The organism is Hydrocarboniphaga sp. FW305-C-57 (assembly GCF_058783045.1).
The window spans coordinates 83,792-107,897 of the sequence record NZ_JBYSYG010000014.1 but is presented as its reverse complement, the minus strand read 5'-3'; the positions used below and the strand labels follow the sequence as shown (position 1 = coordinate 107,897).

Genomic DNA, 24,106 nt, shown 5'->3' with positions numbered 1-24,106 from the left:
CCTGCTGATTTGACTGCGCTATGGAGCCGCCGGTAGCTCCGTGGCGCTCTGTCCCCGTCCAATCAACGTGTATAGATTTTGGAGTGACTTCAGCAAGGTGCGATTCCCGAATCGATTCTCCCGATCGAGCAAAACAGCTGACATACCGAACGCTATTGGCCCGTCAACATCGGCCTCTGGCGTATCGCCGACGAAAAGGATCGCATCCGCAGAAACCCCTAGCTGATCCGTGCAATGGCGATAGATCTCACGAGAAGGTTTGACCGCTCCGACCTCATAGCTAAGGGCGTAGCAATCCAAGTCGGGAAGCAGAAACCTGATAGGCAAGCCGTACGGCGCTGCCAGATTCGAGCACACTCCGATTTTCAGCCCGCTCGCCCTAAGTGCGTCTAGCGTTGGAATCACGTCCTCATACAAGCGAATGTTGGCCAACTCGTGAAACAGATCGCGCTCAAGATCAGCAAGTAGGTTTGCCGGAACTTCATATCCGACCTCAGACGCGAAGCCTGCTAATCCAAGGTTATTCTCCATCATGATGTAGCGATCGTTCGCGTCATATCCCCGGCCCAGTGCATTGAGCACCTTCTGAAGGCGCCGATAGGGGTGCCTGGCCTCGCCAAACCTCAGCAAGGTTCCGAATGCATCAAATACCACCGCTTGAAAGCGAATGGTCCCCTCTGCACTCGCTGACAATGAGGTCGGCGCAGACGCATTGCTGTCGTTCAAGATTTTCTCCGCATGTCGGATCAGAAACGCATCGCTTTGTGGCTTTAGCGAATCAATGGCATTCGGGGTCGCTCAGTATCCTGCTTGGCTGGCGCTCCACCGGCTCGTCGCCTCGTCGTCAATGGAGAGGGTGTGCCACTCCTTTCTACCTCGCAATAGCTGGATGGCGCGAGTTGCGTAGGCTGGCTCGCCTGAATCCACGCTCAGGAAGGACATTGTGAAGTGTGCCTTCATGTTTTGGCGCGAACGCGCAGAGCCTCGGTGATGAGCTGATTCGCGTTCGAATCCCATAACTGGCTGGAGAGCCAAAGCGCCAGGCGCTGATCATCAATGTCGATTCCGAAAATGCGATCAACCATGTGGGGGTAAGACAAGCCGGACCGGTGCGCTTTGCCAATTTTGAGATCGCCAACCTCCGCCATGACGACTATTTCGCTCGTCTTTGTAAGGCCGCACATTGACCAAATGATTTCGGGGTACTCCTTGTCGGAAAAACCAGAGCCGTAATCAATGGCGGACATCGTGTTTCGCGCTTTAGCGACACGCTCTGCCACTTCACCTGGCGTCTCCGCACTCATGAAGATGCTCTTTGCGCAGTGGGCGAATATCCCTTTTGTTTCCGGTATCGCTCAGCGTGCACACCCAAAAAAGCTTTCATTACCTCGCGATACTGCAATGCCTCATTTGGTAACTCGAGCGACAACTCACGGGCGATCGCGACTGCGTATTTCAACTGCTTTTCAGTGGGGGGGAGTAGCTCGCCTTTGAGCAGGGCAGTAACCAAATCAGCGATGCGGCGAGCCATATCGGATCGGTTGCGCTCCGCCGCCTGACCAAGCTCGGCATCTCCGATCACCTGCAGTAGGCGCTCTTCGATGTGCGCCTCAAACGGAAGAGCCAAATGAAGCTCAGAATTCTCATGCATCAGTCGAAAACACACGCGCTGCCCTCAGTCCTGTCGAAAGTAAACGAAGCACCCAATACGACCGTGCCTCTCTCGCAATTCGGACTGTCCGCTGTGCATCGAGTAGTCAAGGCGAGGAGCCGCCGGGCAAAAAAATACCCAACCGCAACCTGCCGAGCCTGGATACCTATAGGGTCTCAGACTATAGTCCGTAGATCAATAGTCGTCGGAGATTCATCTTCCGGCGATGCCCGCCTCCTCGAAACAGCGCAACGAAGTCGCGATCGCGTTTGGAGGAGTTCTTCGGCGCGCTCGCACTCGGTCTGGGCTTTCTCAGGAAGCATTGGGGCTTGCATGCGAGATCGACCGAACCTACGTGTCGATGCTAGAGCGCGGCGAAAGACAGCCCAGCCTCAGCACGATTTTCTCGCTATCGCAGCAGTTGAATAGAAGCCCAGAATCTCTTGTTGCAGAGGCGTGGGAAGCGTTTCGCCGCTGAATTCGCATCGGAGCTATCTGCGTTTGACCACCCATGGCAGCACGTGCGACAGGTATACGGTGTATCCGAAAGCCATCAGCAAGCCTATGCCGTTCGCAAGCTTAATGAATTGCAGAACCGTTGGATGTCCAATGGAGAATGCCCAGGCGATAAGGCCAAGTAGGGCCAGAGCAACATAGCCTAAAGTCAAGAGTCCGATTCCGACTTGTATAGGGTTGCTGGTTAGTTCCACTTCGACATTCTGCGGTGTCAAGTTCCCGAACAGGCGCAGGACTTTTGCTTCTCGATCGGCGATGCGTTTTTGGGTCTTGAGCTTCATGAACGATTCGCGGAAGTGTCGCTTCCAGTTGAAGCCGCGGCCAAATCGATAGTGGAACGCCTCGCTGTCTTCAATGACATTGTCGTCACTCAAGTCCTCCAGCGAAAAATCCCGCTCCTTTGGCTTCGGCTTGGCTTCATCCAACAGCGCCTTTAGCTCATCAAGGCCTGAGGACGAAGGCTCTTCTTTGGGCGGGTCGTTAGGCGGATTCTCGGGACTAGGGCGAATCGGGCGAACCTTGCTCTCGCGATCATCACCGCCTCCATCACCTTCCACACCATCACCTTTAGTAGCCATGCTGCACCTACGCCGCCATCGAAAGCATGTCTTGGAGGTGCAGAGCATCAACGGCGCCCGCTTGGGAGCAGCGTTGATAGGCCAAACTAATCAATTGAGCTTTTTTGTCGCAACGAAGCGTGGCGTCGTGCCGCTCAAGCCATTCTTCGACGAGCCGCATGATGTCTGAGAGCAGCTTCTGATCCAGTTGTCGGCTGCCGATAAGCACAGGCTCCGTGCCGGGGCCTCGCAACAACCAAAGCGGGTCTATTTGAAATTTGTCACATAAGTGCCGAAACAAAGCAGTCGGCATCTCCCGCTCCCCCCGCTCGTAGTTCCCGTAAGCCCGGTAAGAAAGACCGAGATGAGCGGCGAAGTCAGGCTGCGTGTAGCCCAGCTTCGTGCGAACTCCGATGAGGCGCGCGCCGATCTCAATATTGAGATAATCTGTTGACAACTTACTCATAAGTGCAGGATAGTTGTGAGACACACTAATTCACCTAACGGTATCACGGTGTCGCCTGCGATTGAACAGCATGAGCACATCAAGTTGAGGCTGCGCTTGGTTGGCAGCTCGTTGGCCGACGTGGCCCGAGAACTGAGCGTTGCGGCGACGACAGTGACTAGCGTCAGCCAGGGGCATCGTAGGTCAAGGCGAATTGAGGAACACATCGCTGAAAAGCTCGGTTTAAGTGCCTCGGAGCTATGGGCTGATCGGTATCCCCGGGCCCGGGGTCAAAGTGACGGCGATCGCTCGCAGGGCGATTGCCAGGGCTCTCGCCGGGCCTATTGCTAAAGCATAAAGAGGACGGGCAAAACAAAGCCCACGCTTCCGACGGCGTGGGCTTTGGGGTGAACGCTACTCAATTGAACCTTGAGACGGCATTCTCACTTATGCACGTTTAGTTCGTCAACTGTGCCTTCTTCATTGGGCCGGTGAGGTCGCCTTGTGCGGCCCCCACAGGGATTGAGCGTGCGGAATGCTGGAAATTAAAGAACTTTGCCGGACCATCTTGGTCCGGCACTCCCTGTCCAACAGGGCAATCGCGCACATCACGGGCGTCTCGCACAACACTGTCCAGCGGTATCGAGACTTGCTGCTCGAATCAAATCTTCAGTGGGAAGACATCGAGCACTGGGAATTAAACGATTTCGATAGACGGTTGAACGCAAGCCCGAGCTCATTGGGAAGGCACTTCGCTGAGCCAGATTTCTCGTACATCCACGACGAGCGGCGAAAAGTTGGCGTAACGCTGCTTTTGCTTCACGAGGAGTACGCAAAAAACGCAGGATCAGCCGCGATGTCCGAAACTGAGTTTCGGCGCCGATACCACAAGTATGCAAAAAAGCTTGGCATCGTCATGCGCCAGGCACATCGGCCAGGTGAAAACTTATTTCTCGACTTCTCCGGTAAGCGCCCGTCGATTCTCGATCCGGAAACAGGGCTCAAGCGCGAGGTGGAACTCTTCGTTGCTGTTCTAGGTGCGAGCAGAAAGACATTCATGTTCGCCACAGAAAGCCAAGGCATGGCCGACTGGTGCGAAGCAAATGTTCGAGCGTTTGAATATTTCGGTGGCGTGACGCTGGCACTGGTTCCCGACAACCACAAAGCCGCTGTTGACAAAATCAGCCGAACGGAAGGCCATCAAATCAACTTCGTCTATGCACTGCTCGCGCGCCACTACAACACGTTTGTACTGCCGACCCGCGCGAGGAAGCCTAAAGACAAAGCACCCGTGGAGACTGGGGTAAAACTTGCTCAGCGCTGGGGAATTGCCAGGCTTCGCAATCGCATCTTCACATCAATAGGCGAACTGAACGCCGCTCTGGCCGAGATGACTGAAGAACTCAATGCACGGCCGATGAGGAAATATAGGAACAAAAGCAGGAACGATCTCTTCCAAGAGTTGGATCGCCCGGCTCTGCAGCCGCTACCTCAGTACAGATATGAGTATGCGGAGTGGCGACTCAATGTCGTGGTGCCAATGGACTACCACGTTCATTGGCAGAATCACTACTACTCGGTTCCGTATCGCTATATGGGTGACAAAGTTAGGGTGCGCATCTCTTCATCCACTGTCGAAGTGTATACGGTGAATGGCTCATCGCCGATTGCGAGCCATCCCATCGGAGTCTCCGACGGCAGCTGCACAACTCTAAAGGAACATCAACCCAGCGCCCATCAGGCTTACTCCGAAGAAAAAAACGCAGAGATGCTGGCATGGGCTCATCGCGCTGGGGCGAGTGTTGAAGCTTTTGCTCAGCACCACCAAGAAAAACATCGCCGTCCGGCACTCACAATTCAGGCGCTGCGCGGATTGCGAAAGCTTGAAAGTCAGTACGGACAAGACCGGCTAAACGCCGCTTGCAGGCGGGCCATCAGCATTCCACTCATAAGCGTTACCTCGATTCGTTCGATGCTTTCTCGTCGCATGGAGAACACGCCTTTGCGTGGAAACGCCACAAATTCTCCTAGCCCACCGCCGCACAAAAACGTTCGCGGGCCCGAATCCTACCAATAGCCAGCCATGACAATCGCCACCACTCTCGATGCCTTAATTTCGCTGCGGCTGCGCGGCATGCATGAAGCGCTCCAGCACCAGCTCACACAGGCGTCTTACATCAACCTCTCTTTTGAACAGCGCCTCCAAATGTTGGTTGATGGCGAGCGAAGTCATCGCGATTCACGAAGGTTCTCCAGGCTCCTGAGAAACGCAAAACTGAAGCAGAACGCTCAGCCTGAGGATGTTGTTTACGGCAGCGGACGCGGTTTCGAACGTGCCGCATTTTCAGAGTTGTTGACGTGTGCTTGGATCTACCAGAATCTCAATGTGCTAATGACTGGAGCCACCGGCACCGGCAAAACGTGGCTCGCATGCGCTCTTGCTGTAGAAGCAGCGCGACGTGGAATCACGATCCTTTATAAGCGTGTGGGCCGCATGCTTGAAGAGATGTCATATGCGCACGAGGATGGCTCAATCCTCAAGATGCGCAGTCAGCTGGCAAAAGTGCAGCTACTCATTTTGGACGACTTTGGGTTAAGCGCTCTGGACGCGCGCGCAAAGAGTGACTTGCTTGAGCTCCTCGACGATCGAGTGGGATCGGGTGCAACAATAGTGCTCGGTCAGATGCCCGTTCGAGAATGGCACAACTTTATTAATGATCCAGCGGTTGCGGATGCGATTCTCGATCGACTGATTCACTCGTCGGTAAAGATCGAGCTGCAGGGTGATTCTATGAGAAGGATGCGAAGGCGCCCTGATCAAGTCACGCTGGATATCTGACAGCTCTTCTCGATTCAACCAACGCCGCGACATCGCGGCGTTTTTCTTTGCGCAGCTCGGCACGGACATCAACCTAGCGACACTAGCTAGACCTTGACGCCGGCGGTCGGCCTGGGAGCACCTAGACAGCGTCGTATTGGCGGCCTCGGCGCCGATGCTCAACCTGGCGCTGGTGGGCAGCCTGCCGTTCCTGGTCAGCGCCTTGGCGGCCGTGGTCAGATCCCTAGCGGCGCTGGGCACTCCGTTGGCGCTTCTGGTCAGGGCGCCGACGGTGGCGATTTGAGAAATGGTTTTCACATTGGCGCTTAGCGAGCCATCGGCCACCAATGGTTAGCTCGGCGGCACTGGTCGCGCTCAGTGGCGCTGGTGGTAGCGCAGTTTGGCGCCAGTGGTCAGTTGATCTGCCGATCGCGGTCAATTGGATGGCGTTCTACATCCGCTCGACTTGTGGATAATTCGTGTCGTTATGAAGAATCAGCGCAGTCGCCACGCGCGGAACGCGGGCAGCGGATTCCAGCCCGGCCGGGCATGGTCATCGCAGAGCCAGTGCGGGGCTCCTCGGCGACGTGGTCGTCCTGCTTTGCCGCAAAACTCACAGGTGGCGGCGGCTTGCGCTTCTGCCTTGCGGACTTGTTTCATCACGGCGATGCCGAGATGCTCCCAGTCGAATGATTCGGCTCCGTCGCCCTGGCCTGCGGTGAGAGGAGCCTGCAGGCCGTAGCAGCAGGTGAGTCCGTGATCCCGGCGCCTGATCTGTACCCAGTGAAACGCGGCACGTTCTGAATCGCTTAGTTGCCGGTCGATTTGTTCGCAGAGGGCAGCGAAGATGGCGAGCCACCCGCTAGGAATCGCGAAGTGGACGGCGCTCATCGTTCGGAACTGCGTCGGGAAGCGCTCACACAGTTGCCCGAAGGTTTGTGTGGGGAGGGAGTTCGGCAGCACTGTTTGATCTGGATCGCCGGGGTGTGCGAGTTCGAATGGCGTTGCGAGTACGGAATCGACGAATGCGCCAATGTTTGGGGCATCGTCTTGGCGATAAAGCGGGAAGTGGCCGCTGAGGTGCAACGTCTGCAGGTTGAGATGCGCCTTGAAGAATGCTTGGGCTCGCTCCTTCCAATCGGGCTGTTCCAGTGCGAGTTCCAGCAGCACGGTGTGCCTAGGCAGGGGATCGCGGATCCGTCGGTCGTTGGCAGTGGTGAGGATCGACCGGCGCAGCAGAATCGTGGCATCGGCGAGCCGTGCGTTTCGTGAGAGAACGCGATCGCGATTGCGCTCGATCTCGAAGACGGTGCGCAGCGGCACATCCTGGTCTCGTGTTGCGCTCACTTGCGCGAAGCCGCCGCCATCAAGGCCATACAGCTGCGCGAACAACTGGGCATAGCGCTCGGCGGGTGTGCGGTTGCCTGAGATGATTCGTTGGATCGACATCGGTGTTCTCCGAATTCGGGACGCAAAGCCCCGTTGCCTGCTCGCGCAGGCACTGCAAGTCGAGTGGGGGATGCCGCGAAGCGCGGCGAGGGACTAGGCGCCGATCAGGCGCACGGCGCGCCGAAAGGCTCGGCTGCCGTTTCGGCGAAGCGGTACTGAGCTTTGCCGCGCGCTGCGCTAGGGGTGGCGAGGTAGTGCAGCGCGTGTTCGATCTGCTTGGCGCCATCCGCCCACGTCGTATACAGAGCGGCCAAGTGGGGCGCGAGCAACTGCAGCGAGGCGAGTTCGGGCGTCAGGAACTGCGCTGAGGCTGTATTGATCTTTGCCGTGCGGATTCGGCCGATGTGACGGCAGAAGTACGCAATGCAGGCCAGGTGCACGTCCTGGTAGTGCTGATGTCGCTGGGCTCCAGCGAGTTCGCAGCGCGTCACTCCGCGGCCGATGGTTGCGATCAGTCCGCCGGGCTGCGATTCCGCGAAGCTGGGTCCCCATGGGGCAGTTAGCAGGTGCGGATGGATTGCAGGATCCAGCAGGACGTTGTTGAGGAAGGTCCGCAGTTCGGGGCGGACATCGTCGATCAATGCACTGATGTTCGCGACTGCATTCTTGATTGGCTGTGCCAGGTTGTAACAGGGAAGAAGGTCCGCAGCGTTCCGGATGCCACTGCGGTCTGCCATCGCGATCTGTGTCAGCGAAAGTACCGACTGCCCAGATGGTGCCTCCGATACACGGCCGCGTACTCGCACGATCGATCCATCCGGAATGTCCTGCTTGCAATGCTCGGCGTAACGCACGCCGATGACCTGATCGCTGTTGTCGGCGAGCAGGTACTGCTGAACTTTGCGACCACTGCCGCCCGTGATGATCTGCTTGCGTTCAAGCGTGAGCAGCATGTCGACGTCCAAGCCGACGTGGTCGCGGAGGTTTTGAGCGAAGATCATGAGAGAGTCCTTTGTGCGATTGCGCAGCGATTACTTGGTATCCGCCGAAGCGGTGATGCCTTTGCTGATGAGGAGCTGTTCAAACGCAGCACCGTCACGCCGTGTCAGGTTTGGAACGAAGCGGGAATAGACGCGGAACAGCATCTCGGTCGTCGTGTGGCCCATCTGGTCTGCGATCCACTGTGGGTTTTCGCCGGCCGCCAACCACAACGTCGCGCAGGTGTGGCGTGTTTGATACGGCACGCGACGACGAAGGCCCAGGTGGCGAAGCAGTGGATGCCACACGCGCTTGCTGTAGTTGCCGTCGTTGAGCGGCTCTCCGTTCCTCAGGCAGAAGACGTAAGCGCTTAGCTTTCGACTAACGCTCTGCTGCTGCATTAGCGCGTCATATACCGGCGGGCTCATCGAGATTTCGCGCTGGCTGCCGTCGGTCTTGGTGTACTCGACCTTGCCCTTCGAGAATGTCTCACGCACGCGGATTTCGCGGCGTTCAAAATCAACGTGCTCCCACTTGAGTCCGTTGAGTTCGCCAGGCCGCATGGCAGTGAAGAAGGCCGTGGTCATATATGACTTGTAATCGGGCCGTACGCGCGAAAGGATCAGGTTCACTTCTTCGAGCGTGAAAGGAAGGATTTCCTTGCGCTGCACTTTGAGCCGCTTGATGGTCGGTGGCGCGGTGAAGCCAAAGCGCGCGGCAGCCTCCGTCAAGATCGCGCGAAGAATGCGCATCACGGTGTTGACCGTCTTTGTCGAGATCGGACGACCAGACTTCGTTGTGCGCGCACTTAAATCAGCGCGAAAGCTCAGCAGGTCTTCACGCTTGATCTGCGAAATGTCGCGCGCACCGAACACAGGAAGCAGGTGGACGTTGATGATAGTGTCCATCCAGCCGCGTGTGCTGTTGCGCCAGTTGGGCTGCATTTCGCGAACCCAGATGGGAACGAACTCTGAAAAATATGGAGCAATTAATTGTCCAATGTTTTCTGTTGCCATCGCCGCTGCAAGAGCCGTAACAGATTTCGCGGACTCGAATTGCTTAGCTAGTTTGCTATTCGGAAAATATCGCTGGTAGACGAAGGCCCCGCTAGCGATTTCGCTTTCGATTCGAGCAAGAACCTTTTGCATGTCCGCTCGGTTCTTCGCTGTATCCTGAAGTGTGCTCTGCTCTCTGCATCGCACACCTTGATACCGAAAATCAAAAAATAGTAGGCCACTACTTTGGCGTGCGCGAATGCTACCCACGGCAGATTCCGCCGGCCGCCAATGGGATCATCGGAGCAGCTCGCGTGGAGGCGCGCATCATGTCGCGCTCGATCGTGGACCAGATGTACAGAATCTTTCTGCCACCGAAAGGGCGAAAGTAATGAGTTCCCTCAAGCAGAACTGAATCTTTCAGCCGCTCACGAATCGTTCTGCAGTCGTACTTGATTCGCGAGGCGAGTTCCTCGGTCGTCAAATAGTCTGCGCCTGTGCTAGTTTCCTGGTTCATAGGCACTTCCTCTGGTGCGTATGCACAACGTGCTGTGCATGTTGTGCCCATTATAGAGTGCATTTGCACAATGTAAAGTGCTTGTGCACTTTAAACTGTGCATATCTAATGATTAGGAATCATTTCAAGCGCTTACTCGCAGACAAGGAGTTTGCGGAGTCCAGAACTATTAATTTGATAGAGGTTGCGCGCGAGGCGGACATTCACCGCAATACGCTTACTCGCCTCGCGAACGATCAGACTTACAAGATCGGGACGGATGTGCTTGACAAGCTTTGCGGATATTTCAATTGCAGGGTCGAGCAACTCATTGAGTATGTTCCGGGAGTGCGGCTGAAAGACGACTGATCCATCGGTGGCCGGGTAGCCGCTGCTGAGTACTTCTTGTTCGAATTGTTCCGTCGTGCGCCGACTTTCTCGTGAGCTTGTGGCAGTGCAGCGTATGAGGGCGTGGGTTCTGCGACATGACTGCGACGTCCTGGACTTTTTTGAGCCCCGCATCAGAGTGCTCTCAACATAGCGACCATGAGCGAATGCCCTCTGGTCGGAGGGCCGACGACGGACCCACGACCGGTCATGGCTACTGGATTGTGATGGCGCGGCTGAAGCCCGAAGGCGCGAGATGCCCCGGGGCGTCTGGATACAGTGCGAAAAGCGCTTGTGGCGTCAGCAAATCGCCTGCGCCGTTTAGTGGGGGGCTGCGGGCTCGTAAGCGAGCAATTCATTCAGTGTCGCGATCATCGAGCCGAGTTCGGCCTGATAGCGACTACACAAAAATGCAAAGAGCGCCCCTTCTGTCATTGCCCCCTCACGTTTGAGAGCCTCGAAGAGCTTCTTTGAGTCCGCCATGGTTTCGGCGGTCGGTTGTCGTAGCCGAAAACCCGCCTCATCGTAATGCGAACAGAGCGCCTTCTCGACGCTCTGCATCGGGACGCAGTGCACCTGATCGCGCCGCGCATTTCGCGTTCCTGCCTGGTCTCCGTCGAGGACGGCGATCACCTGCCGTGCAGGGGCCAGGAATTCTTGCGCGGCATTGCGCCTCAGCAGATCCACTACTTGGCCAGCCCCGCCAATGTGAATGATCTTGTAGCGGAAGAACGATGGTTGGCAATGATGCTGGATCAGGTACTCGATGAAGTTCGCGAGCACAACATCCTCGGTCAGGATGTAGCGATCCCAGCCCGTGAATCCGAACATCATCGACTTCACGTAGCTGTACGAGGCTGGGGAGAAGCGCGCAACCCCGTCCTCGGTTTCCATGTATAGCAACTCGGATGCATCCAGCGTGCGAATCATCGCGAGCGAGTGTGTCGTGAACAGCACGTTGCAACCGTACTGCTGGCAGAACGCCCGTAGCTTTTTCACCAGCTGTACCTGCGCGACCGCGTCGAGCGACAGATCGATCTCGTCTACAACGATCAGCCGTGCCGCGCCTTTGATCGTTCGATAGAGATTGATTAGGAAGTGCTCGCCGGAACTAAAGTAGTCCTCGCGCACGTAGCGACTACCTTCGCGCAGTAGGCAGTAGTAGCGCCGCTCTGCGGCCTCAACTTCGATCAGTGAGTCGAAGCGATTCGGGCCGTAAATATCTGACAGAAACTGGATCAGCTCGTCGGGACGCTTGAATTCCTCAAGGATGATCTGGCGACGAATATCGGTGTCCGCGTCGCTGGCCGATTTAAAATAGTTGAAGCGCTCGCCGTAGGGCATTGGCAGCTCGGCAGAGCAGACCGCTTTCATGGACGGTGGAATTGTCTGGCGGCAATTGAGAGATTTGACCTTAGGATCGAAGTTGAAGGTGACGGCCTCCTCGTCGAGCTGGTAGGTAATGAAGCTGGTTGCTTCAAAGATGTTGCGAGCCGCTGTGAAGGAGAAAGTATCGGCGCGTGCCAAGTTGCGCAAGGCTCGGACCAGCGTGGTCTTGCCCACACCATTGCGGCCGACGATGCAGGTGAGCTTGTGCTGATTCAGATTCAGCGCCAGTTCTAGGCGCCTAATGTGCTGCACGTCTTGCAGCTCGAGTTGAAACCGCATCGCAGGCCGCTCAGCTGACGGTCTTGTGGATGAAGCTATCGACTATCGTCGCCCCGAATTTTCTCCTGAGCTTTTCCAAATAGTACTGGTCGTTGGCGTTGACGTAGTTCAGCAGACCGGACACCTTGCTGACGGCACCCGCGTAGTCCGAGTTCGCGATTTTCACGAAGGTCGGTACGTCGCGCGAATAGAAGTGGAGCAAGACTTCCAGGCGTTGCTTGACCTCACGGTCGATGGTGACCTGGCCGGTTGGTAAGATCACCAGGCCCAGCGCTTTGACATTGCGCCCGACCGTGGTGAGTTTGCTCTTGGAAGGTTTCAACTGCAGGCGCCCATCGAAATGCCGGTCTAGCAATTGCGCCATGACCGCCTGGATATCGGCCAGTGCCTTGCGATCCACCGCCGACACGATGAGGTCATCGGCGTAGCGGGTGTATGTCAGGCTTCGATCAACACAGTAGGCCTCTAAATCGTTGTCGAACCCGGTGAGGCAAGCGTTGCTGATTGGCGGCGATGTTGCGAAGCCGATCGGTAGGCTATCGTCGATCACCGTCATTTCCAGAATGCGATCAGCGTATTGAGCCAGATCCGTGATGGGCGCAGTGGTACTCTGAGTCGCGATCACCGATCGCACCCGATCGCGACTCAGGCTGTCGAAGAAATTGCGAATATCAGCCTGAAAGAACGCGCGGTTCTGGGCGTGACGCGCTACAGCGCTTTGTGCATTGAAGCCCTTGCGATACGAATACACTACTCGCTCGTTAATCGACAGATACGAGAACAAGAACGTGTTCAAAAACCAGTGAAAAGCCTTTAGGGTCTTCTTTGGCTGATGTAGCCGACGATCAGGCAGATGACGCTGGCGCGCTCGCACGACTTGCGAATCCCATTGCTGGGACACGTCGAGGCTCAGAAAATCCTCGAAGGCGTACTTGTCGTGAAAGGTCGCATCGAACAGCGTGCGCAAGGGCTTCTGCTTCATGGATCAACAGCCAAAGGGGACCGCACGAGTATGCCTGCCGACGACCAGACGCACACCGCCGGAGCTAAACCATTTAGCCAGCGAAGAAAAAAGATGGGGGGAGGAATTTTGAGTTACGAAATGCCCGGCGGGATCACCCGGCCGGGCAAACGTAAAGGAATCAAACACCGTAGAGGTCGGTCATTGGACTGGAGATGCTCCTAGTCGCCGACATGGGACGACTATAGCACGCGACGGGATCTGGCGATCTCTTGTGCCCGCCATCGGCCAGTGCATCGGGCGCCTAACAAGCGCTCAGCGCTGTTCTTGCAGGCCCCAAGGCCGGTGGATGCGAGCGCTGGTGTAGCGAACCCCAAGTGCCCGAAGTTCAAGTGCCGCACCGAACACCACCTGAAAGGCTCGTTCGCTGACCGCCTTCCACCGGACATCTTCCGGATTCGGCTTCCATCGGGCCTCGAGTTCCTCGAACGACGTGCGCTTTCCCATCGAGCCTCGGTTCAGGCGCCGCTCGAAATTGAAGCGCCCCATTTCGGTCCAGGTGTTCTGGAAACGTCGATCGAGCTGCTCTTGCACGCTCGTCCGCAGGCCGTCCTCATAGATGCCCCTGGCATTTACGTGATAGTCAAACACGTAGGTGTAGTTTAAGCGGCTCTCGTCTTGGTCAGCGTGATGTTCGGGCGCCAATGTGACTTGGATCAGGCTGTCACAAGCTCGTGGTCCCGTGCGTCTCTGCGCTGTGACGTAGGCGCCCTCGAGCCGAACTGCACTATGCGGCGCGCAAAGGCCGAGGCTTGAGCCGAAGTGCAGATAGAAAGCATCGACCGGAAATGAGATGTCTTCGATCATCAGGTCGTCGAGCGCGATCGACTGCGCGGACGTCACGATTTCCTCCGTCAGCACGATGATGTGCGACCCAAACTGCTCGAAGTCGTGGATGGAGCGTACGGTATCTTCCGGCAAGTGCTCAGGATTGGAATCGGCCCAATCAGGGTGGAAGTTGCGTGGCAGTACAGACAACCAGTTCAAAGGGTGACAATTCATGGCCACGGTACCTACGGCAATGTGCTGAGTCGATCCAGCTTGGCAGCCCGCGAATATCCAGTGGGCAGGGGAGCAAACATGGCGCCCCCTTTACTTTGTTTCAAGGGCGGGGGCATGAGGTGCAGAAGTAGGCCTACTCGAAACTCGTCGGTCACTGAGGGTCTCTCGTTCTGGGATGTCGAAGCCGTGCAGTTTCAGGAGTTCTTCCGCCAGGTGCTCGTCGCCGAATCAGCTAAGCGGAAGATTCTGGTGCCGGCGCGCGGCATCGAAAACACTACCGACAAAGACCTGCGCATCGAGAGTCGGCAGCCGCATTGCAACAACGGCCTGATCCTTTTCAACCGCAACCACAAGACGCTCATCGCGCAGTTGGAGCAATGTCCCGACGCCGATCACGGCGATGGGCCTGATGCGTTGAAGATGGTGTGGTGGAACCGTTGAGCGGATGTGTCGGTGACGGGGGGGGCTCAATGCGGAGCGGCGTAGCGGCGCTTCGCAGATGTTGCAGGGGTATGGTTGGTGGCCTCTGAACTACTTCAACGCCTTCAATTCCCTGATGCTTTCGGCAAGAAAGGGCTTCATATCGACGACCACTATCAGGCGCATAGCTCCTGCCTCGTCAGAGGCTTCACGGCGTTCTTCGTCTTCGTAGCGTTCGCTGAGCGTTACGCCATGATTAACAGGCCCCAGACAGAGAAAGATTTTAGGGTCAACGTTGATTGCTGAACTCATCAGCGCGCGAAGGGTTGTTGCAAACCTATTTACCAGATCCCTTTGCCTAGTCCGTTCCAACTCTCCTGCACGATCGGTGCTAAGTCCCAGCTGATCGTACCTTCCTTTGTTTTCGTCGATATCTCTCGAAAGTCCCAGCAAAAGCTCCAGTGCGGCCTCGCGATATCGATCTCTGACAGTTTCTTGAGATCGTTGTTGTACCCACAAAGCTCCGTAGACCGCTGCGGCGGCGCCAATTGCCGATCCGAGAAGACTTACGACTTCAGAAAGCAAATCCGGCTGAGACAGCAGGCCCAAGCTCAGGATCAGAAACACTCCGATAAGAACCAGTGTGATTGGCTTCGCGTGCTGGTCAATTCTTTTTCCCACGATGCAAGCCCCCAATTGTTTAAGTGGGCCTCATGATGTCACTACCTAAGCCCGGCGAACTCGCCTGCCGCAGTGCCGATCTGCGCTTCTACGTCGCGCTCGAGGTGCTGCCGAACCCCGACGTGATCCTGCGCCGCCCCGGCAAGACCGACGAGGTTTGCGATGACACCCCAGCCGATGCCCACGTCATCGGCGAGCTGTAGCTGCTCTCCGCTGATCTGCTGCGTTACGCGCACACGCTCAATTCGGGCGGCGAGAGCCACAAGGGCAAGCGCGCCGCTGAGCTTGTGAGGCCGCTTCCTTGCAGCACGGCCGGCCCCACTGACGATCTGGCCCTACATCTTCTGGCAGATCGGGCAAGCGCGTTTCGTGGTCGTCAGCAATGGAAATCGTGTGAGAGCGCTCTGGAGGCGAGCTGATGCCGGAACGTCTGCTGCAGCGCCCGAACCGCCTCTTCGGCTATTTTCTGTATTGCTAGAACGACCGTGAGGCTGTCTTTACCGCGCGGCTACGATTGTTGGTAGGTGCGCTTCCGCACTTCAGGAGGATTTCTAGGCGCCTCTTTTCGCGGCGCGCATTGGGCGGAGAGATGGTGCGAAAGATACTGGCGAAATCTTGAATAATCTGCCGTCGCTGGAGCAGCGAGAGGCTGAGCTATAGATATGGGCAGATTTAGGTGTGGGCGCGGCATGGGCGCCAGATGGGCACCAGCGCCCATGAAACATTTTCCGCAGCAAAACGTCGCGCGGATAACTATCTGTTTAGGCGGGATTTTTTGGTCGGGGCGACAGGATTTGAACCTGCGACCTCTTGCTCCCGAAGCGACTGAGCGGCCTTTCTTTACTTCATGATTTTATGAGTAAAACTATATAAAACAATATCTTATACGTTGACCTGACTTGCGGTGATATGCCTGAATTTGGCCCTATCTGCACTGGCAGTGCAGATGGAGTGCAGATGGATTGCAGATAAATCAGGAGACATTTCGAGCCATTTTCAGGGCCGCAATCGTGCCTGCGTTTCCAGACGCCGGGCCTGCCGGGCACGCTGTCGATTGATCTTGGCCGCCCCGAATTCAGCTGGATGCCGAAAACGGTGCAGGTTCGACTCAAGCCGTTTTGAGCGCGCGTACGACGGCCTTGGGCTCACGCTCGATGATCTTCAGCAAGGTCTTGGCGGCGCCCGTCGGTGCGCGCTGGCCCTGTTCCCACTTCCGAAGCGTCGAGGCGCTGACGCCGAAGGCATCGGCGAACTGATCCTGCGACAGGCCCAGTTGCTTGCGAGCCCTCTGAATGTCGTCCGGCTTGAGCGCGACCTTGTGAACGCGGCTGCCCGTCGGCTTGCCCTGGGCATGCGCAACCGCCTCCGCCATCGACTCCACCAGTTCTTGTCCCAGCTTGCTCATTTCCGTTTCCTCGTTGCCTTGATCGCAGTCGCGAAATCCGCCACCGCTTTGCGTTGCTCCGCCGACAGGTCCGCCCGTTCGTTCTTGCCGTAGATCAGCAAGGCATAGATCGGTGCGCCCTGATCGTAAAAATAGTAGATCACGCGGACGCCGCCGGACTTGCCTTTGCCCATCGCCGCGAACCGGACCTTGCGAACGCCGCCGGTGCCGACGATCTCGTCGCCGGCATCGGGATGATTCGCCAGATACGAAATCAGGTCGGTATGCTCGCTTTCGCTCAGGAGCTTCTCGGCCCGGCGGATGAAGGCGGACGTTTCGACGACAGTCTGCATGCCTGATTATAACCCATTGGGTTATAGTCTCAGCAAGTGGGATCGCGGGAGCGGATCAGTCTCTAATCCGACTGCTGATGGGGGGCTGTCCTGACTGCGCCGAGGACTTCGTCGATTTCTTCGTTCGTGAGCGCAGGCCCCGCCCCCGGCATCTGGGGCGGCTCGACGATTGCGTTGTGCAGCTTCGGGCGCGCCGGCGCGGGCCGCAGCAGCCTGGTGAACGCACGGTCGTCGTAGTACCTGATCTTGTCCGCCTTGACTGGCGGCGCCGCTTCGACCAGCAGGAGTTCCCTGCGCCGGTCCAGTTCGCGGATTTCGTGCGGCAGCATCAGTTCGCGCCGCGTCTGCGATTCCGATACGTGCCCGTGCCAGGGGTCGTTGACGTGCCTGGACCGGCTCTTGGTCGTGATGGTGCGGAATCCCATTTCCTCGGACAGGTACTTCGCCGTCTTGAGGCTGTTCTGCGCATAGGCGATGCGGATGTTGGCGGTGGAGAGGAAAGTTTCGGTAACCGCCTGCCCATACACCTCTTCGAGCTGCGACAGGTCCTGGATCACCGGCGCCAGGATGATGTTGTAGCCGGCGAAATAGGCGATGCCCCTCTCGACGTTCTCCAGCCGCCCCAGGGCGGTAAATTCGTCGAGCAGGGCCAGCACCTGGTGCGGCTCGTCCTTGCCCGGCAGCCGCCCGAGCAGACCGTCGAAGGTCTGCTGCACGAAGATGTTGAGCAGCGGTGACAGGCGCGCGATGTCGCGCGGCATGACGCCCAGATAGATCGTCATCGGCCGGCGGCGCAGCTCGCGCGGGTCGAAATCGGTGCTGGACGTGGCGCGATCCACCAGCGGATTGGCGAACAGCGACAGCGCGGCCTTGAGCGACGACAGCACGCCGGACTGCTCCTTGAATGCCTTGCCGAGGAAGCCGTTGAACTGCATCACCGCCACCGGATCGAGCTTGCCTTCGTACTCCTTCATCGCCCAGGTGAGGTAGTCGGCGAAGTTCGGCGTGGACAGCACGGCGCGGTAGACCGCCCCGAGCGAGGCCCGCCGATTCACGTCGAGCAGAAACAGGATCAGGCCGTCGAGCAGCACTCGCGCCTCGTTGGTCCACATCGGATCGGCGCGTGGCGGCGTGGTCACGAGCTTGGCCGTGATCGCCTGCACGTCATTGACGCGCAGGTTGCGGTCGGTCGAGACGAAATCCAGCGGGTTGTAGGCGTGGGTTCGCCCCTCGGTGTCCAGCGGGGCGAACAGGACGATCTGCTGGCCCATCGCTTCGCGCGCGCCGGAAGTCTTCTCGAAGTTCTCCAGCTTCAGGTCGTTGACGATGGCCGAGCCGTGCCAGGTCAGCAGGTTCGGAATCACGAAACCCACGCCCTTGCCCGAGCGCGGCGGTGCGAACAGCAGCACGCCGAGTTGGCCCCGCGCTCGCAGCAGGCGCCCGCGCAGCCGGCCGAGGACGACGCCACTTCTTGCGCGCAGGCCCGCGGCCCGCACTTCGCTTTCATCGGCGAAGTGCGCATCCCCGAACAGCGCCGGCCGACGAGCCAGAACAGGCAGCAACGCGAACATGGCGCCCAGCACGACGGGCAGTCCGGCGGCCAACTGCAACAACGACCGGTAGTGTGGTGACGGTGAATACGTGCGCCACATCTGCAGGTATTCGAGGTAGCCCGGCATGTAGTTCCTCGCGCCGACGAAGGCGGCGAAGAACATGCCCGCGAGCCAGGGTGCGGCGATCAGCAACAGCAGTGCCGGGATCAAATCCTTCCAGGAATAGCGCACGGCTCATGCGCTTCAACCACGCGCCCTCGATCCATTCGCGACGCGGGCGATTCGTTCGAGTTCGCTCTGTTCCTGCTTTTCCATCCAGTGCACGACCGTCTGCGTGCGCCAGCGCAGGGGGCGCAGGCGGAACGGCGGTGGCAGTCGCTCCGGCGAGCGACTGCGCAGCGTGAGGATCGTTGCCTTCGGAATCTGGGTCAGGCTGGCAAGGCCTTGCACATCGAGTACGGCGGAATCGGATGTGCGCGATGCCGCGGCTGGCTGCGGCGAGCTGCTGTGTTCCGTCATGTCGCTGTCGGCGTTCCTCCCCGTGGACGCCGCTCCTTTGTTCAATGGGCACACAGTTACGCATGGCTGCGCCAGTGGCAACAAATAATTATTTTTCCTTTGGAACGTCAACGCGACAGAGTCCTCTCGGCGTTCGCATGACTCCGTTTCTATCGAGAGCGATTGCAATGCTGCCTTGCGGGTTTCACCGAGTCAGCACCGTGTTGCTTGGTGCGTTTACGCGGCACCCAATCGGCATCACGAAACATCCCGCTTGTAGGTTTGCATTGCCGTTTGACGATGAGTGGCCTTCGGCACACGATTCTCAGGAGTGAAAAGAGGCAGGCGATGGATGCTGATTTCATTTACGCGCTGCGCAGCCCTTGCGGGTCCGTGCACCGCAGAAACTGCGCTCGTGTTCCGCTGCGGATGCCGGACGTGTCCAGCCGGATCATGACGTGGGCGCGTGGAGCCGTCAGTCCCATCCGACCAATCAGAACGATGTCGGCGCGATTGCCACGTGGTCTGGTGGATCGGAGCCTAGTTCGTGGTTTCCACGGGTTGGTCATGACATCCGGTTACCGACGTGCTCATGACGAACCTTGAAGGGTGTCGCGTCGTCCGCAAGGGCAAGTCCTTCGATTGCGCGCGCCGTCTCGACGGACAGGTCCGACGAACTGCGTGCTCACCCTTGCAGCCGCCGCTCATTCCACCCTTCCAGGGAGGTTCGCGCACGTTGCGCATAACCGGAGAAACACCATGACCAAGCAAACCCGCAAGCAGGAAGCCCCGAAGGAATCCAAGGCTCCGACCCATGCGCTGTTCCACATCGAGGAACGCGGCGCCGACGACAAGGCGTTCTGGACCGAAGTCGCGGTCGGATGGGAAAACCAGGACGGTTCGGTGAACCTTCGCACCAACGTCGGTGCGGTCCTGGTTCCCGGACACGTCTACCAGCTCCGCACCCGCACGGCGCGAAACGAGACCGAGCGCAGCGAATAAATCTGCGATGCACTGAGGCCCCCGCAAGGGGGCCTTCTTCTGTTGGCGCAAATAAAAGCCGCGGCTCAAAGGTCGCTCCGCGGGTGAGTTCGGGGCGCAGGTTCAAACGGCCATGAGCCGTTTGAACCTAAGCGCGCCAGGCGGAGAGCGAACCGCCCTGCGGGTCGTCGCTGCGCAGGCTTCGCGCCGCGTCCTCGTGCGCTCCGCTCACTGCCGCCGGCCGCCGATGCCTGCGGCGGCCGTGGTGGAGCCGCTGCGCGGCGGTGGCGGTCTTGCCTGTTCTATTACCGTACCACGTCGTTCTCGCCGTCAAGACGCTCCGTTGCTCGCTTCGCTCCTCTACTCGCCGAGTGGCCTGCGGCCAGTCTGTGACGGCTGCGCTGCGGCGTGACCCCTCCGGTCCAGGGCAATTCCGCCCGATCAGACTGGAGTACGACCATGTCGCACATTTCCACCGAATCCGTTGGGCTTCTCGTTCGCGATGTTCTTGGGGACTATCGTCCGGCTTCGCCCGAAGAAGTGCTGCACGCAGCCCGCAAGGTGATCGCCAGGCGCGTGAAGCGCGGAACTGCTTTCAGCTCCCCACAGGTCGCACGGGAGTTTCTCACCGTGAAGCTCGGCGACCGCGAGCACGAGGTGTTCGTCCTGGTAATGCTCGACAGCCAGCATCGACTGATTGAGGCGCTGGAAATGTTCCGCGGAACGATCGACGGGGCGTCGGTATATCCGCGCGAAGTCGTGAAGGAAGCGCTGGCGCGCAACGCGGCGGCTGTGATCCTGGCTCATAACCATCCATCCGGACATCCCGAGCCGAGTGCGGCGGACCGCGCCCTGACCGACCGGCTCAAGCAGGCGTTGGCGCTGGTGGACGTGCGGGTGCTGGATCATCTCGTCATCGCGGGGAGCGAGGTAACATCGTTTGCTGAGAAAGGATTGCTGTAACGGGAGGCCTTGGACCCCAATATTCCTTGGCGGACCAGGGCGCGACAGTGCCAGGGTTTATGCTTTGACTTGGGAACTTCAAATCAGCGATTCGAACCAGCCCCAGACGGTTCGCCATTTCGGAGATCAGCCCCTTTTCTTAAAGACTCTGTTGTCTGAGATACTGTGGTCAGAGATATTAGGGGACTGTCAAAGCGCACTTGGGGGCGTGACGATAGATATCACGCACATGACGCCAGGAAAAAGGGCTAAGGTGGTCGTCGGCAAATGAATTTCAATATTCTTGTGGATTACGACAATGTCCACGACCAAGATCGACGGGTAGGGCTCAGTCACGTCATTTCGAAGATCACAGCGATAATTTCTCCGCAGCTGCCCTCCGCTATCACGCGCCTTGCCTTTCGGCTTTATGGTGGGTGGTTTGAGGAAACAAAACTCTCGCGGTCCGCCCAGAGATTGGGCGCCGATATCACTGCCTACCCCTCCACAGCAAACATCAACGGGCAACCGGGGGTAGTTCAGGTCGAATTCGCTCGCGCTCTGTTCGCGAATCCCCGAAGCGACCTAACCCATACTTTCAGGCCAAGAGGGCAGGCGCCCCGGCTTACGTGCGAGGCGGCGCCGTACCGAAAATGTTCGGTCGTGACCGCCTGTCCAATTAGTCAAATCGCGACTTTCATCAATTCAGAGCAGTGCAACAGCTCAGGTTGCCTAGTAACTCCGGCCGATATCCTTAAAAAGGAAGAGCAGAAGCTGGTCGATACGATGATCGTCTCCGACATCGCCTATCTGGCTACGCAAGCGGCGGATCCTGCGATAGCGGTGGTTTCTGCGGACTATGACATTTGGCCAGGCATCGTGAACGCTCTTGCCTTCGGGACATCGGTTCTGCATGTCCACCCGAAGCCAAACTATGGAATTCGAAAAAATAGATACGCTGTCCCGTCACGCGCTACATACGTCGCGCTAAGTTTCTGAGGGTCCATGAACATTCAGACGTTTTCGAGAATACTGCGCGCATTTGCCGATACCCCGACGGATATCGACCTCTCAAGGGGGCACCTATATGTCCAAGTTCGGGACGAGGTAATTGAAGCTGAACTTTCCGAACGGGGCGGCGAGTTATTTGTCACCGAAAATGGAGATCGGCTTCCTGCGGGAAGATGGGTGGTATCGAGAATTGCCAGATTGCCAATACTGGCGGAGAAAATCGCGAACGGTGTTGAAGTGCCGAGCACATTCGTTGCCCCAGCCGGCAAGGTACTTGATCAAATCGAGCGGTCCCAATCAGTCGAAGAGAAGGCATGCGGAAATGTGGTCGATGAACTGCGCTCTGCGCTGAACAATCGGCTGGCGGGATTCACTTCAGCGACCTATCTGACATCCGATGCCGGGGAAGGAAAAACAACAACTATCAATTGCCTGGCCCTCGCGCAAGCCAAAGCATTCAAAGACAAGACCACGGACTGGCTGTTGGTCCCAATTCCCCTCGGCGGAAAAGCTTTCCTGCATTTCGACGACGTGGTGGTCGCTGCTCTGGTCAACAAATATCGTTTCCCGTTTTATTACTATGACGCATTCATCGAGCTTGTTCGCTTGGGGGTCCTTGTCCCTGCTTTCGACGGATTTGAAGAAATGTTTATTGAAACTGCCTCCGGTGAGGCAGTTTCAGCACTCGGATCGATGCTAAATGCGCTGGAGTCGGAAGGCAGTATCGTAATCGCTGCCCGCAAGGCGTATTTTGAATATCAAAGCTTCAGGACCCAGGCCAAACTATTCGATTCAATTGGCAAGATCGAGGTTGCGTTCAGTCGCATTTCCCTCGACCGCTGGGGTAGAAAGCAGTTTCTTGAATTGGCGAACAGTTGGGGCATTTCGGACTCAAGTTCTCTTTACGATGCCCTGGCCCAGCGTTTAGGTGAGGATCACCCGCTACTCACCCGCGCTGTTCTAGCTTCTCGACTGATTGAAGAAGCAATTCAGGCAGAGAGCGTCGACCACTTAATTCAACGGCTAGGCAACTCACCACAGGACTATTTCTACGCGTTCGTCACCACCATTGTGGAGCGAGAGGCCAAGGAGAAATGGACAGACAAGTCTGGAGAGCCATTCAAGCCGCTACTTTCAGTGGAAGATCATCATGAGTTGCTATCGATGGTATCGGCAGAGATGTGGAACTCGGGCGTGGAATCTCTTCGTGCTGATGTGCTGGATGTTGTGAGCGAGATATTTTGTGACCGCCGGGGAGCCGTCGTTACTCGGCAGGTGAAGGAGCGCCTCAAGCAGCACGCGCTGATCACGGTTAGTCAATCGCTGCGCGGACAATACGCCTTCGATCACGAGGACTTCAGGAAATTTTACCTGGGCGAAAGTCTGGGCAGTGCCTTGGTTCGTCTGCGCTCGATCGACGTCCATTCGATCTTGAAGGCTGGCACGCTTTCGGCAATCACGGTGGAACAAGCCTGCCTACTTGTAGCTCGGAACAAAGGCGACGTCGGGGCAGTACTACAGCTCGTTCAAAAGCTGGCCTCGAGCGATCTGCCACTGTCCTATGTACGTGAAAACGCTGGCGCGATTGCTATGTACCTGATCTCCGCGCATAAACTACAGCACGTCACCGTCACTGAAATGACCATGGTTACATCGGCGTTGGCGTCTCGCCAATTGCAGAATGTTTCCTTCGAGGAGTGCTACTTCCAGCCTACGAGCACCGCCGGTTCGGGTCTCCAGAATTGCAGCTTTGTCCGCTGTGAGTTTGAGCGTCTGGAGATCGCTTCCGAAATCCAGTCGGCGACGATGGTGGGATGCCAAGTTCCGAATGTGGTGTTGCTCGAAGAAGACCGACAGCTGTTCAGTCCCGCGGAAATTACCAAGGCGCTACAGGACATCGGGTTTGCCATTCACGAGGAGCATCAGCAGCCTCTGCCATTGCAGTCGGTTACATCCCGCACTGAGGGTGACGAGGTCGAACTCGTACACCGAGCGCTCCGAATATTCCTGCGCTCGACCCAGATCAACGAGGGAACAATGAAAGTGCGACTGGGTGCTCGCTCAAATGAATTCTTCGACAACCTGTTGCCGCAGCTGCTGGTGAATGGTGTGATGGAAGAGGTTCCGTACCGGGGAGGTGGCGTGCAACGGCGATTCAAGTTGAGCGTCCATATGGAGAATATCCAAAACGCACTGAATCATTGCGGAAACGACCTCGAAAAATTCTTCGAGGAAGTGAAGGTCGACTAGTTGCTGGTGAGGCTTTGGGGGCGCGCTAGCGCGGGATAGTATGTCGTGTGCGTATTGCGGAAATGCGCCACACTCACTCGCGAGCATGTAATTCCTCGTTCCTCTACAAG

At 57.6% G+C, this 24,106-nt stretch carries 29 protein-coding genes; 12 read left to right on the top strand and 17 right to left on the bottom strand.

Features of this window, described 5'->3' with window-relative positions:
* Window positions 1-18 precede the first annotated feature (18 nt).
* The 3 genes from AC3WUM_RS21995 to AC3WUM_RS21985 all read right to left on the bottom strand — a co-directional run bounded on the left by AC3WUM_RS21995 (window position 19) and on the right by AC3WUM_RS21985 (window position 1,666).
* Window positions 19-726 (bottom strand): HAD family hydrolase, encoded by a 708-nt coding sequence (locus AC3WUM_RS21995; protein WP_421793238.1) that lies wholly within the window; start codon window positions 724-726, stop codon window positions 19-21.
* Between the two features lie 230 nt (window positions 727-956).
* Window positions 957-1,304: a hypothetical protein gene (locus AC3WUM_RS21990; RefSeq protein ID WP_421793237.1), complete on the bottom strand. Its 348-nt coding sequence runs from the start codon at window positions 1,302-1,304 to the stop codon at window positions 957-959.
* The gene (locus AC3WUM_RS21985; protein ID WP_421794263.1) at window positions 1,301-1,666 is read right to left on the bottom strand and encodes a hypothetical protein; all 366 of its coding nucleotides are present in this window, start codon (window positions 1,664-1,666) and stop codon (window positions 1,301-1,303) included. Before AC3WUM_RS21985 ends, AC3WUM_RS21990 begins: the two co-directional genes overlap by 4 nt.
* A 211-nt stretch (window positions 1,667-1,877) precedes the next feature.
* Between AC3WUM_RS21985 and AC3WUM_RS21980 the strand changes: the two genes are divergently transcribed.
* On the top strand, window positions 1,878-2,129 hold the full coding sequence (locus tag AC3WUM_RS21980; RefSeq protein WP_421793235.1) for a helix-turn-helix domain-containing protein: 252 nt from the start codon (window positions 1,878-1,880) through the stop codon (window positions 2,127-2,129).
* A gap of 13 nt (window positions 2,130-2,142) precedes the next feature.
* Here the strand turns inward: AC3WUM_RS21980 and AC3WUM_RS21975 are convergent, their stop codons facing one another.
* Both AC3WUM_RS21975 and AC3WUM_RS21970 read right to left on the bottom strand, forming a co-directional pair.
* Entirely contained in the window at window positions 2,143-2,745 is a 603-nt protein-coding gene (locus AC3WUM_RS21975) for a hypothetical protein (protein ID WP_421793234.1), read from the bottom strand.
* 7 nt (window positions 2,746-2,752) lie between these two features.
* On the bottom strand, window positions 2,753-3,214 hold the full coding sequence (locus AC3WUM_RS21970; RefSeq protein ID WP_421793233.1) for a helix-turn-helix domain-containing protein: 462 nt from the start codon (window positions 3,212-3,214) through the stop codon (window positions 2,753-2,755).
* Between AC3WUM_RS21970 and AC3WUM_RS21965 the strand changes: the two genes are divergently transcribed.
* From AC3WUM_RS21965 to AC3WUM_RS21950, 4 genes are all read left to right on the top strand, one after another.
* Window positions 3,206-3,520: a helix-turn-helix domain-containing protein gene (locus tag AC3WUM_RS21965; protein ID WP_421793232.1), complete on the top strand. Its 315-nt coding sequence runs from the start codon at window positions 3,206-3,208 to the stop codon at window positions 3,518-3,520. The two genes, AC3WUM_RS21970 and AC3WUM_RS21965, sit on opposite strands and share 9 nt — an antisense overlap.
* A 184-nt stretch (window positions 3,521-3,704) precedes the next feature.
* Window positions 3,705-5,246, top strand: coding sequence for an IS21 family transposase (istA, locus tag AC3WUM_RS21960; protein ID WP_421793231.1), 1,542 nt, complete (start codon window positions 3,705-3,707; stop codon window positions 5,244-5,246).
* Window positions 5,247-5,252: 6 nt separating this feature from the next.
* A complete protein-coding gene (gene istB, locus AC3WUM_RS21955) occupies window positions 5,253-6,008 on the top strand; it encodes an IS21-like element helper ATPase IstB (protein WP_421793230.1) in 756 nt (251 codons plus the stop codon).
* Between the two features lie 154 nt (window positions 6,009-6,162).
* Window positions 6,163-6,291 carry a hypothetical protein gene (locus AC3WUM_RS21950; RefSeq protein WP_421793229.1) on the top strand — a complete coding sequence of 43 codons (129 nt, stop codon included), beginning with the start codon at window positions 6,163-6,165 and terminating at the stop codon, window positions 6,289-6,291.
* 191 nt (window positions 6,292-6,482) lie between these two features.
* Here AC3WUM_RS21950 and AC3WUM_RS21945 read toward each other — a convergent pair whose 3' ends face one another.
* The 4 genes from AC3WUM_RS21945 to AC3WUM_RS21930 all read right to left on the bottom strand — a co-directional run bounded on the left by AC3WUM_RS21945 (window position 6,483) and on the right by AC3WUM_RS21930 (window position 9,866).
* Window positions 6,483-7,436, bottom strand: a complete 954-nt coding sequence (locus tag AC3WUM_RS21945; RefSeq protein WP_492413041.1) for a hypothetical protein — start codon at window positions 7,434-7,436, stop codon at window positions 6,483-6,485.
* 104 nt (window positions 7,437-7,540) lie between these two features.
* Window positions 7,541-8,377: a hypothetical protein gene (locus AC3WUM_RS21940; protein ID WP_492413039.1), complete on the bottom strand. Its 837-nt coding sequence runs from the start codon at window positions 8,375-8,377 to the stop codon at window positions 7,541-7,543.
* Between the two features lie 30 nt (window positions 8,378-8,407).
* Window positions 8,408-9,619: an Arm DNA-binding domain-containing protein gene (locus AC3WUM_RS21935; protein WP_492413037.1), complete on the bottom strand. Its 1,212-nt coding sequence runs from the start codon at window positions 9,617-9,619 to the stop codon at window positions 8,408-8,410.
* The gene (locus AC3WUM_RS21930; protein WP_492413035.1) at window positions 9,612-9,866 is read right to left on the bottom strand and encodes a hypothetical protein; all 255 of its coding nucleotides are present in this window, start codon (window positions 9,864-9,866) and stop codon (window positions 9,612-9,614) included. The genes AC3WUM_RS21935 and AC3WUM_RS21930 overlap by 8 nt, the downstream gene beginning before the upstream one ends.
* 108 nt (window positions 9,867-9,974) lie before the next feature.
* On the opposite strand from AC3WUM_RS21930, the gene AC3WUM_RS21925 reads away from it, so the two are divergent.
* Entirely contained in the window at window positions 9,975-10,214 is a 240-nt protein-coding gene (locus AC3WUM_RS21925) for a helix-turn-helix domain-containing protein (protein ID WP_492413033.1), read from the top strand.
* Window positions 10,215-10,553: 339 nt separating this feature from the next.
* Here the strand turns inward: AC3WUM_RS21925 and AC3WUM_RS21920 are convergent, their stop codons facing one another.
* The 3 genes from AC3WUM_RS21920 to AC3WUM_RS21910 form a co-directional block, all read right to left on the bottom strand.
* Entirely contained in the window at window positions 10,554-11,900 is a 1,347-nt protein-coding gene (locus tag AC3WUM_RS21920) for an ATP-dependent nuclease (protein ID WP_492413031.1), read from the bottom strand.
* A 10-nt stretch (window positions 11,901-11,910) separates the two neighbouring features.
* Window positions 11,911-12,882: a reverse transcriptase domain-containing protein gene (locus AC3WUM_RS21915; protein WP_492413029.1), complete on the bottom strand. Its 972-nt coding sequence runs from the start codon at window positions 12,880-12,882 to the stop codon at window positions 11,911-11,913.
* Between the two features lie 294 nt (window positions 12,883-13,176).
* Complete coding sequence (locus AC3WUM_RS21910; protein ID WP_492413027.1) at window positions 13,177-13,908, bottom strand: hypothetical protein; 732 nt, start codon at window positions 13,906-13,908, stop codon at window positions 13,177-13,179.
* A 93-nt stretch (window positions 13,909-14,001) separates the two neighbouring features.
* Here AC3WUM_RS21910 and terL point away from each other — a divergent pair, with 93 nt between their 5' ends.
* A complete protein-coding gene (gene terL / locus AC3WUM_RS21905) occupies window positions 14,002-14,364 on the top strand; it encodes a phage terminase large subunit (RefSeq protein WP_492413025.1) in 363 nt (120 codons plus the stop codon).
* A 90-nt stretch (window positions 14,365-14,454) separates the two neighbouring features.
* Here terL and AC3WUM_RS21900 read toward each other — a convergent pair whose 3' ends face one another.
* On the bottom strand, window positions 14,455-14,970 hold the full coding sequence (locus AC3WUM_RS21900; RefSeq protein WP_492413023.1) for a hypothetical protein: 516 nt from the start codon (window positions 14,968-14,970) through the stop codon (window positions 14,455-14,457).
* Window positions 14,971-15,056: 86 nt separating this feature from the next.
* On the opposite strand from AC3WUM_RS21900, the gene AC3WUM_RS21895 reads away from it, so the two are divergent.
* A complete protein-coding gene (locus AC3WUM_RS21895; protein ID WP_492413021.1) occupies window positions 15,057-15,227 on the top strand; it encodes a hypothetical protein in 171 nt (56 codons plus the stop codon).
* 905 nt (window positions 15,228-16,132) lie between these two features.
* Here the strand turns inward: AC3WUM_RS21895 and AC3WUM_RS21890 are convergent.
* The 4 genes from AC3WUM_RS21890 to AC3WUM_RS21875 form a co-directional block, all read right to left on the bottom strand.
* Window positions 16,133-16,429, bottom strand: coding sequence for a helix-turn-helix domain-containing protein (locus AC3WUM_RS21890; RefSeq protein ID WP_492413019.1), 297 nt, complete (start codon window positions 16,427-16,429; stop codon window positions 16,133-16,135).
* Window positions 16,426-16,761, bottom strand: a complete 336-nt coding sequence (locus tag AC3WUM_RS21885) for a type II toxin-antitoxin system RelE/ParE family toxin (RefSeq protein WP_492413017.1) — start codon at window positions 16,759-16,761, stop codon at window positions 16,426-16,428. Before AC3WUM_RS21885 ends, AC3WUM_RS21890 begins: the two co-directional genes overlap by 4 nt.
* Before the next feature lie 62 nt (window positions 16,762-16,823).
* The gene (locus AC3WUM_RS21880; RefSeq protein WP_492413015.1) at window positions 16,824-18,545 is read right to left on the bottom strand and encodes a type IV secretory system conjugative DNA transfer family protein; all 1,722 of its coding nucleotides are present in this window, start codon (window positions 18,543-18,545) and stop codon (window positions 16,824-16,826) included.
* Between the two features lie 12 nt (window positions 18,546-18,557).
* The gene (locus tag AC3WUM_RS21875; protein ID WP_492413013.1) at window positions 18,558-18,833 is read right to left on the bottom strand and encodes a hypothetical protein; all 276 of its coding nucleotides are present in this window, start codon (window positions 18,831-18,833) and stop codon (window positions 18,558-18,560) included.
* Between the two features lie 738 nt (window positions 18,834-19,571).
* Between AC3WUM_RS21875 and AC3WUM_RS21870 the strand changes: the two genes are divergently transcribed.
* From AC3WUM_RS21870 to AC3WUM_RS21855, 4 genes are all read left to right on the top strand, one after another.
* Window positions 19,572-19,814, top strand: a complete 243-nt coding sequence (locus AC3WUM_RS21870; protein ID WP_492413011.1) for a hypothetical protein — start codon at window positions 19,572-19,574, stop codon at window positions 19,812-19,814.
* Between the two features lie 438 nt (window positions 19,815-20,252).
* Complete coding sequence (gene radC / locus AC3WUM_RS21865) at window positions 20,253-20,756, top strand: RadC family protein (protein ID WP_492413009.1); 504 nt, start codon at window positions 20,253-20,255, stop codon at window positions 20,754-20,756.
* 267 nt (window positions 20,757-21,023) lie between these two features.
* The gene (locus AC3WUM_RS21860) at window positions 21,024-21,734 is read left to right on the top strand and encodes a hypothetical protein (protein ID WP_492413007.1); all 711 of its coding nucleotides are present in this window, start codon (window positions 21,024-21,026) and stop codon (window positions 21,732-21,734) included.
* A gap of 6 nt (window positions 21,735-21,740) precedes the next feature.
* Entirely contained in the window at window positions 21,741-23,996 is a 2,256-nt protein-coding gene (locus AC3WUM_RS21855; RefSeq protein WP_492413005.1) for an NACHT domain-containing protein, read from the top strand.
* The last annotated feature ends 110 nt before the right edge of the window (window positions 23,997-24,106 follow it).

Bases quoted from the DNA above. Each gene is read 5' to 3' on its own strand.
- AC3WUM_RS21875 (WP_492413013.1), bottom strand. From the start codon at position 18,833: ATGACGGAACACAGCAGCTCGCCGCAGCCAGCCGCGGCATCGCGCACA.
- AC3WUM_RS21885 (WP_492413017.1), bottom strand. From the start codon at position 16,761: ATGCAGACTGTCGTCGAAACGTCCGCCTTCATCCGCCGGGCCGAGAAG.
- AC3WUM_RS21920 (WP_492413031.1), bottom strand. From the start codon at position 11,900: ATGCGGTTTCAACTCGAGCTGCAAGACGTGCAGCACATTAGGCGCCTA.
- AC3WUM_RS21890 (WP_492413019.1), bottom strand. From the start codon at position 16,429: ATGAGCAAGCTGGGACAAGAACTGGTGGAGTCGATGGCGGAGGCGGTT.
- AC3WUM_RS21990 (WP_421793237.1), bottom strand. From the start codon at position 1,304: ATGAGTGCGGAGACGCCAGGTGAAGTGGCAGAGCGTGTCGCTAAAGCG.
- radC (WP_492413009.1), top strand. From the start codon at position 20,253: ATGTCGCACATTTCCACCGAATCCGTTGGGCTTCTCGTTCGCGATGTT.
- AC3WUM_RS21980 (WP_421793235.1), top strand. From the start codon at position 1,878: ATGCCCGCCTCCTCGAAACAGCGCAACGAAGTCGCGATCGCGTTTGGA.
- AC3WUM_RS21855 (WP_492413005.1), top strand. From the start codon at position 21,741: ATGAACATTCAGACGTTTTCGAGAATACTGCGCGCATTTGCCGATACC.
- AC3WUM_RS21895 (WP_492413021.1), top strand. From the start codon at position 15,057: ATGATGTCACTACCTAAGCCCGGCGAACTCGCCTGCCGCAGTGCCGAT.
- AC3WUM_RS21975 (WP_421793234.1), bottom strand. From the start codon at position 2,745: ATGGCTACTAAAGGTGATGGTGTGGAAGGTGATGGAGGCGGTGATGAT.
- AC3WUM_RS21950 (WP_421793229.1), top strand. From the start codon at position 6,163: ATGCTCAACCTGGCGCTGGTGGGCAGCCTGCCGTTCCTGGTCAGCGCC.
- istB (WP_421793230.1), top strand. From the start codon at position 5,253: ATGACAATCGCCACCACTCTCGATGCCTTAATTTCGCTGCGGCTGCGC.
- AC3WUM_RS21915 (WP_492413029.1), bottom strand. From the start codon at position 12,882: ATGAAGCAGAAGCCCTTGCGCACGCTGTTCGATGCGACCTTTCACGAC.
- AC3WUM_RS21930 (WP_492413035.1), bottom strand. From the start codon at position 9,866: ATGAACCAGGAAACTAGCACAGGCGCAGACTATTTGACGACCGAGGAA.
- istA (WP_421793231.1), top strand. From the start codon at position 3,705: ATGCTGGAAATTAAAGAACTTTGCCGGACCATCTTGGTCCGGCACTCC.
- AC3WUM_RS21870 (WP_492413011.1), top strand. From the start codon at position 19,572: ATGACCAAGCAAACCCGCAAGCAGGAAGCCCCGAAGGAATCCAAGGCT.
- terL (WP_492413025.1), top strand. From the start codon at position 14,002: ATGGCGCCCCCTTTACTTTGTTTCAAGGGCGGGGGCATGAGGTGCAGA.
- AC3WUM_RS21925 (WP_492413033.1), top strand. From the start codon at position 9,975: ATGATTAGGAATCATTTCAAGCGCTTACTCGCAGACAAGGAGTTTGCG.
- AC3WUM_RS21860 (WP_492413007.1), top strand. From the start codon at position 21,024: ATGAATTTCAATATTCTTGTGGATTACGACAATGTCCACGACCAAGAT.
- AC3WUM_RS21945 (WP_492413041.1), bottom strand. From the start codon at position 7,436: ATGTCGATCCAACGAATCATCTCAGGCAACCGCACACCCGCCGAGCGC.
- AC3WUM_RS21940 (WP_492413039.1), bottom strand. From the start codon at position 8,377: ATGATCTTCGCTCAAAACCTCCGCGACCACGTCGGCTTGGACGTCGAC.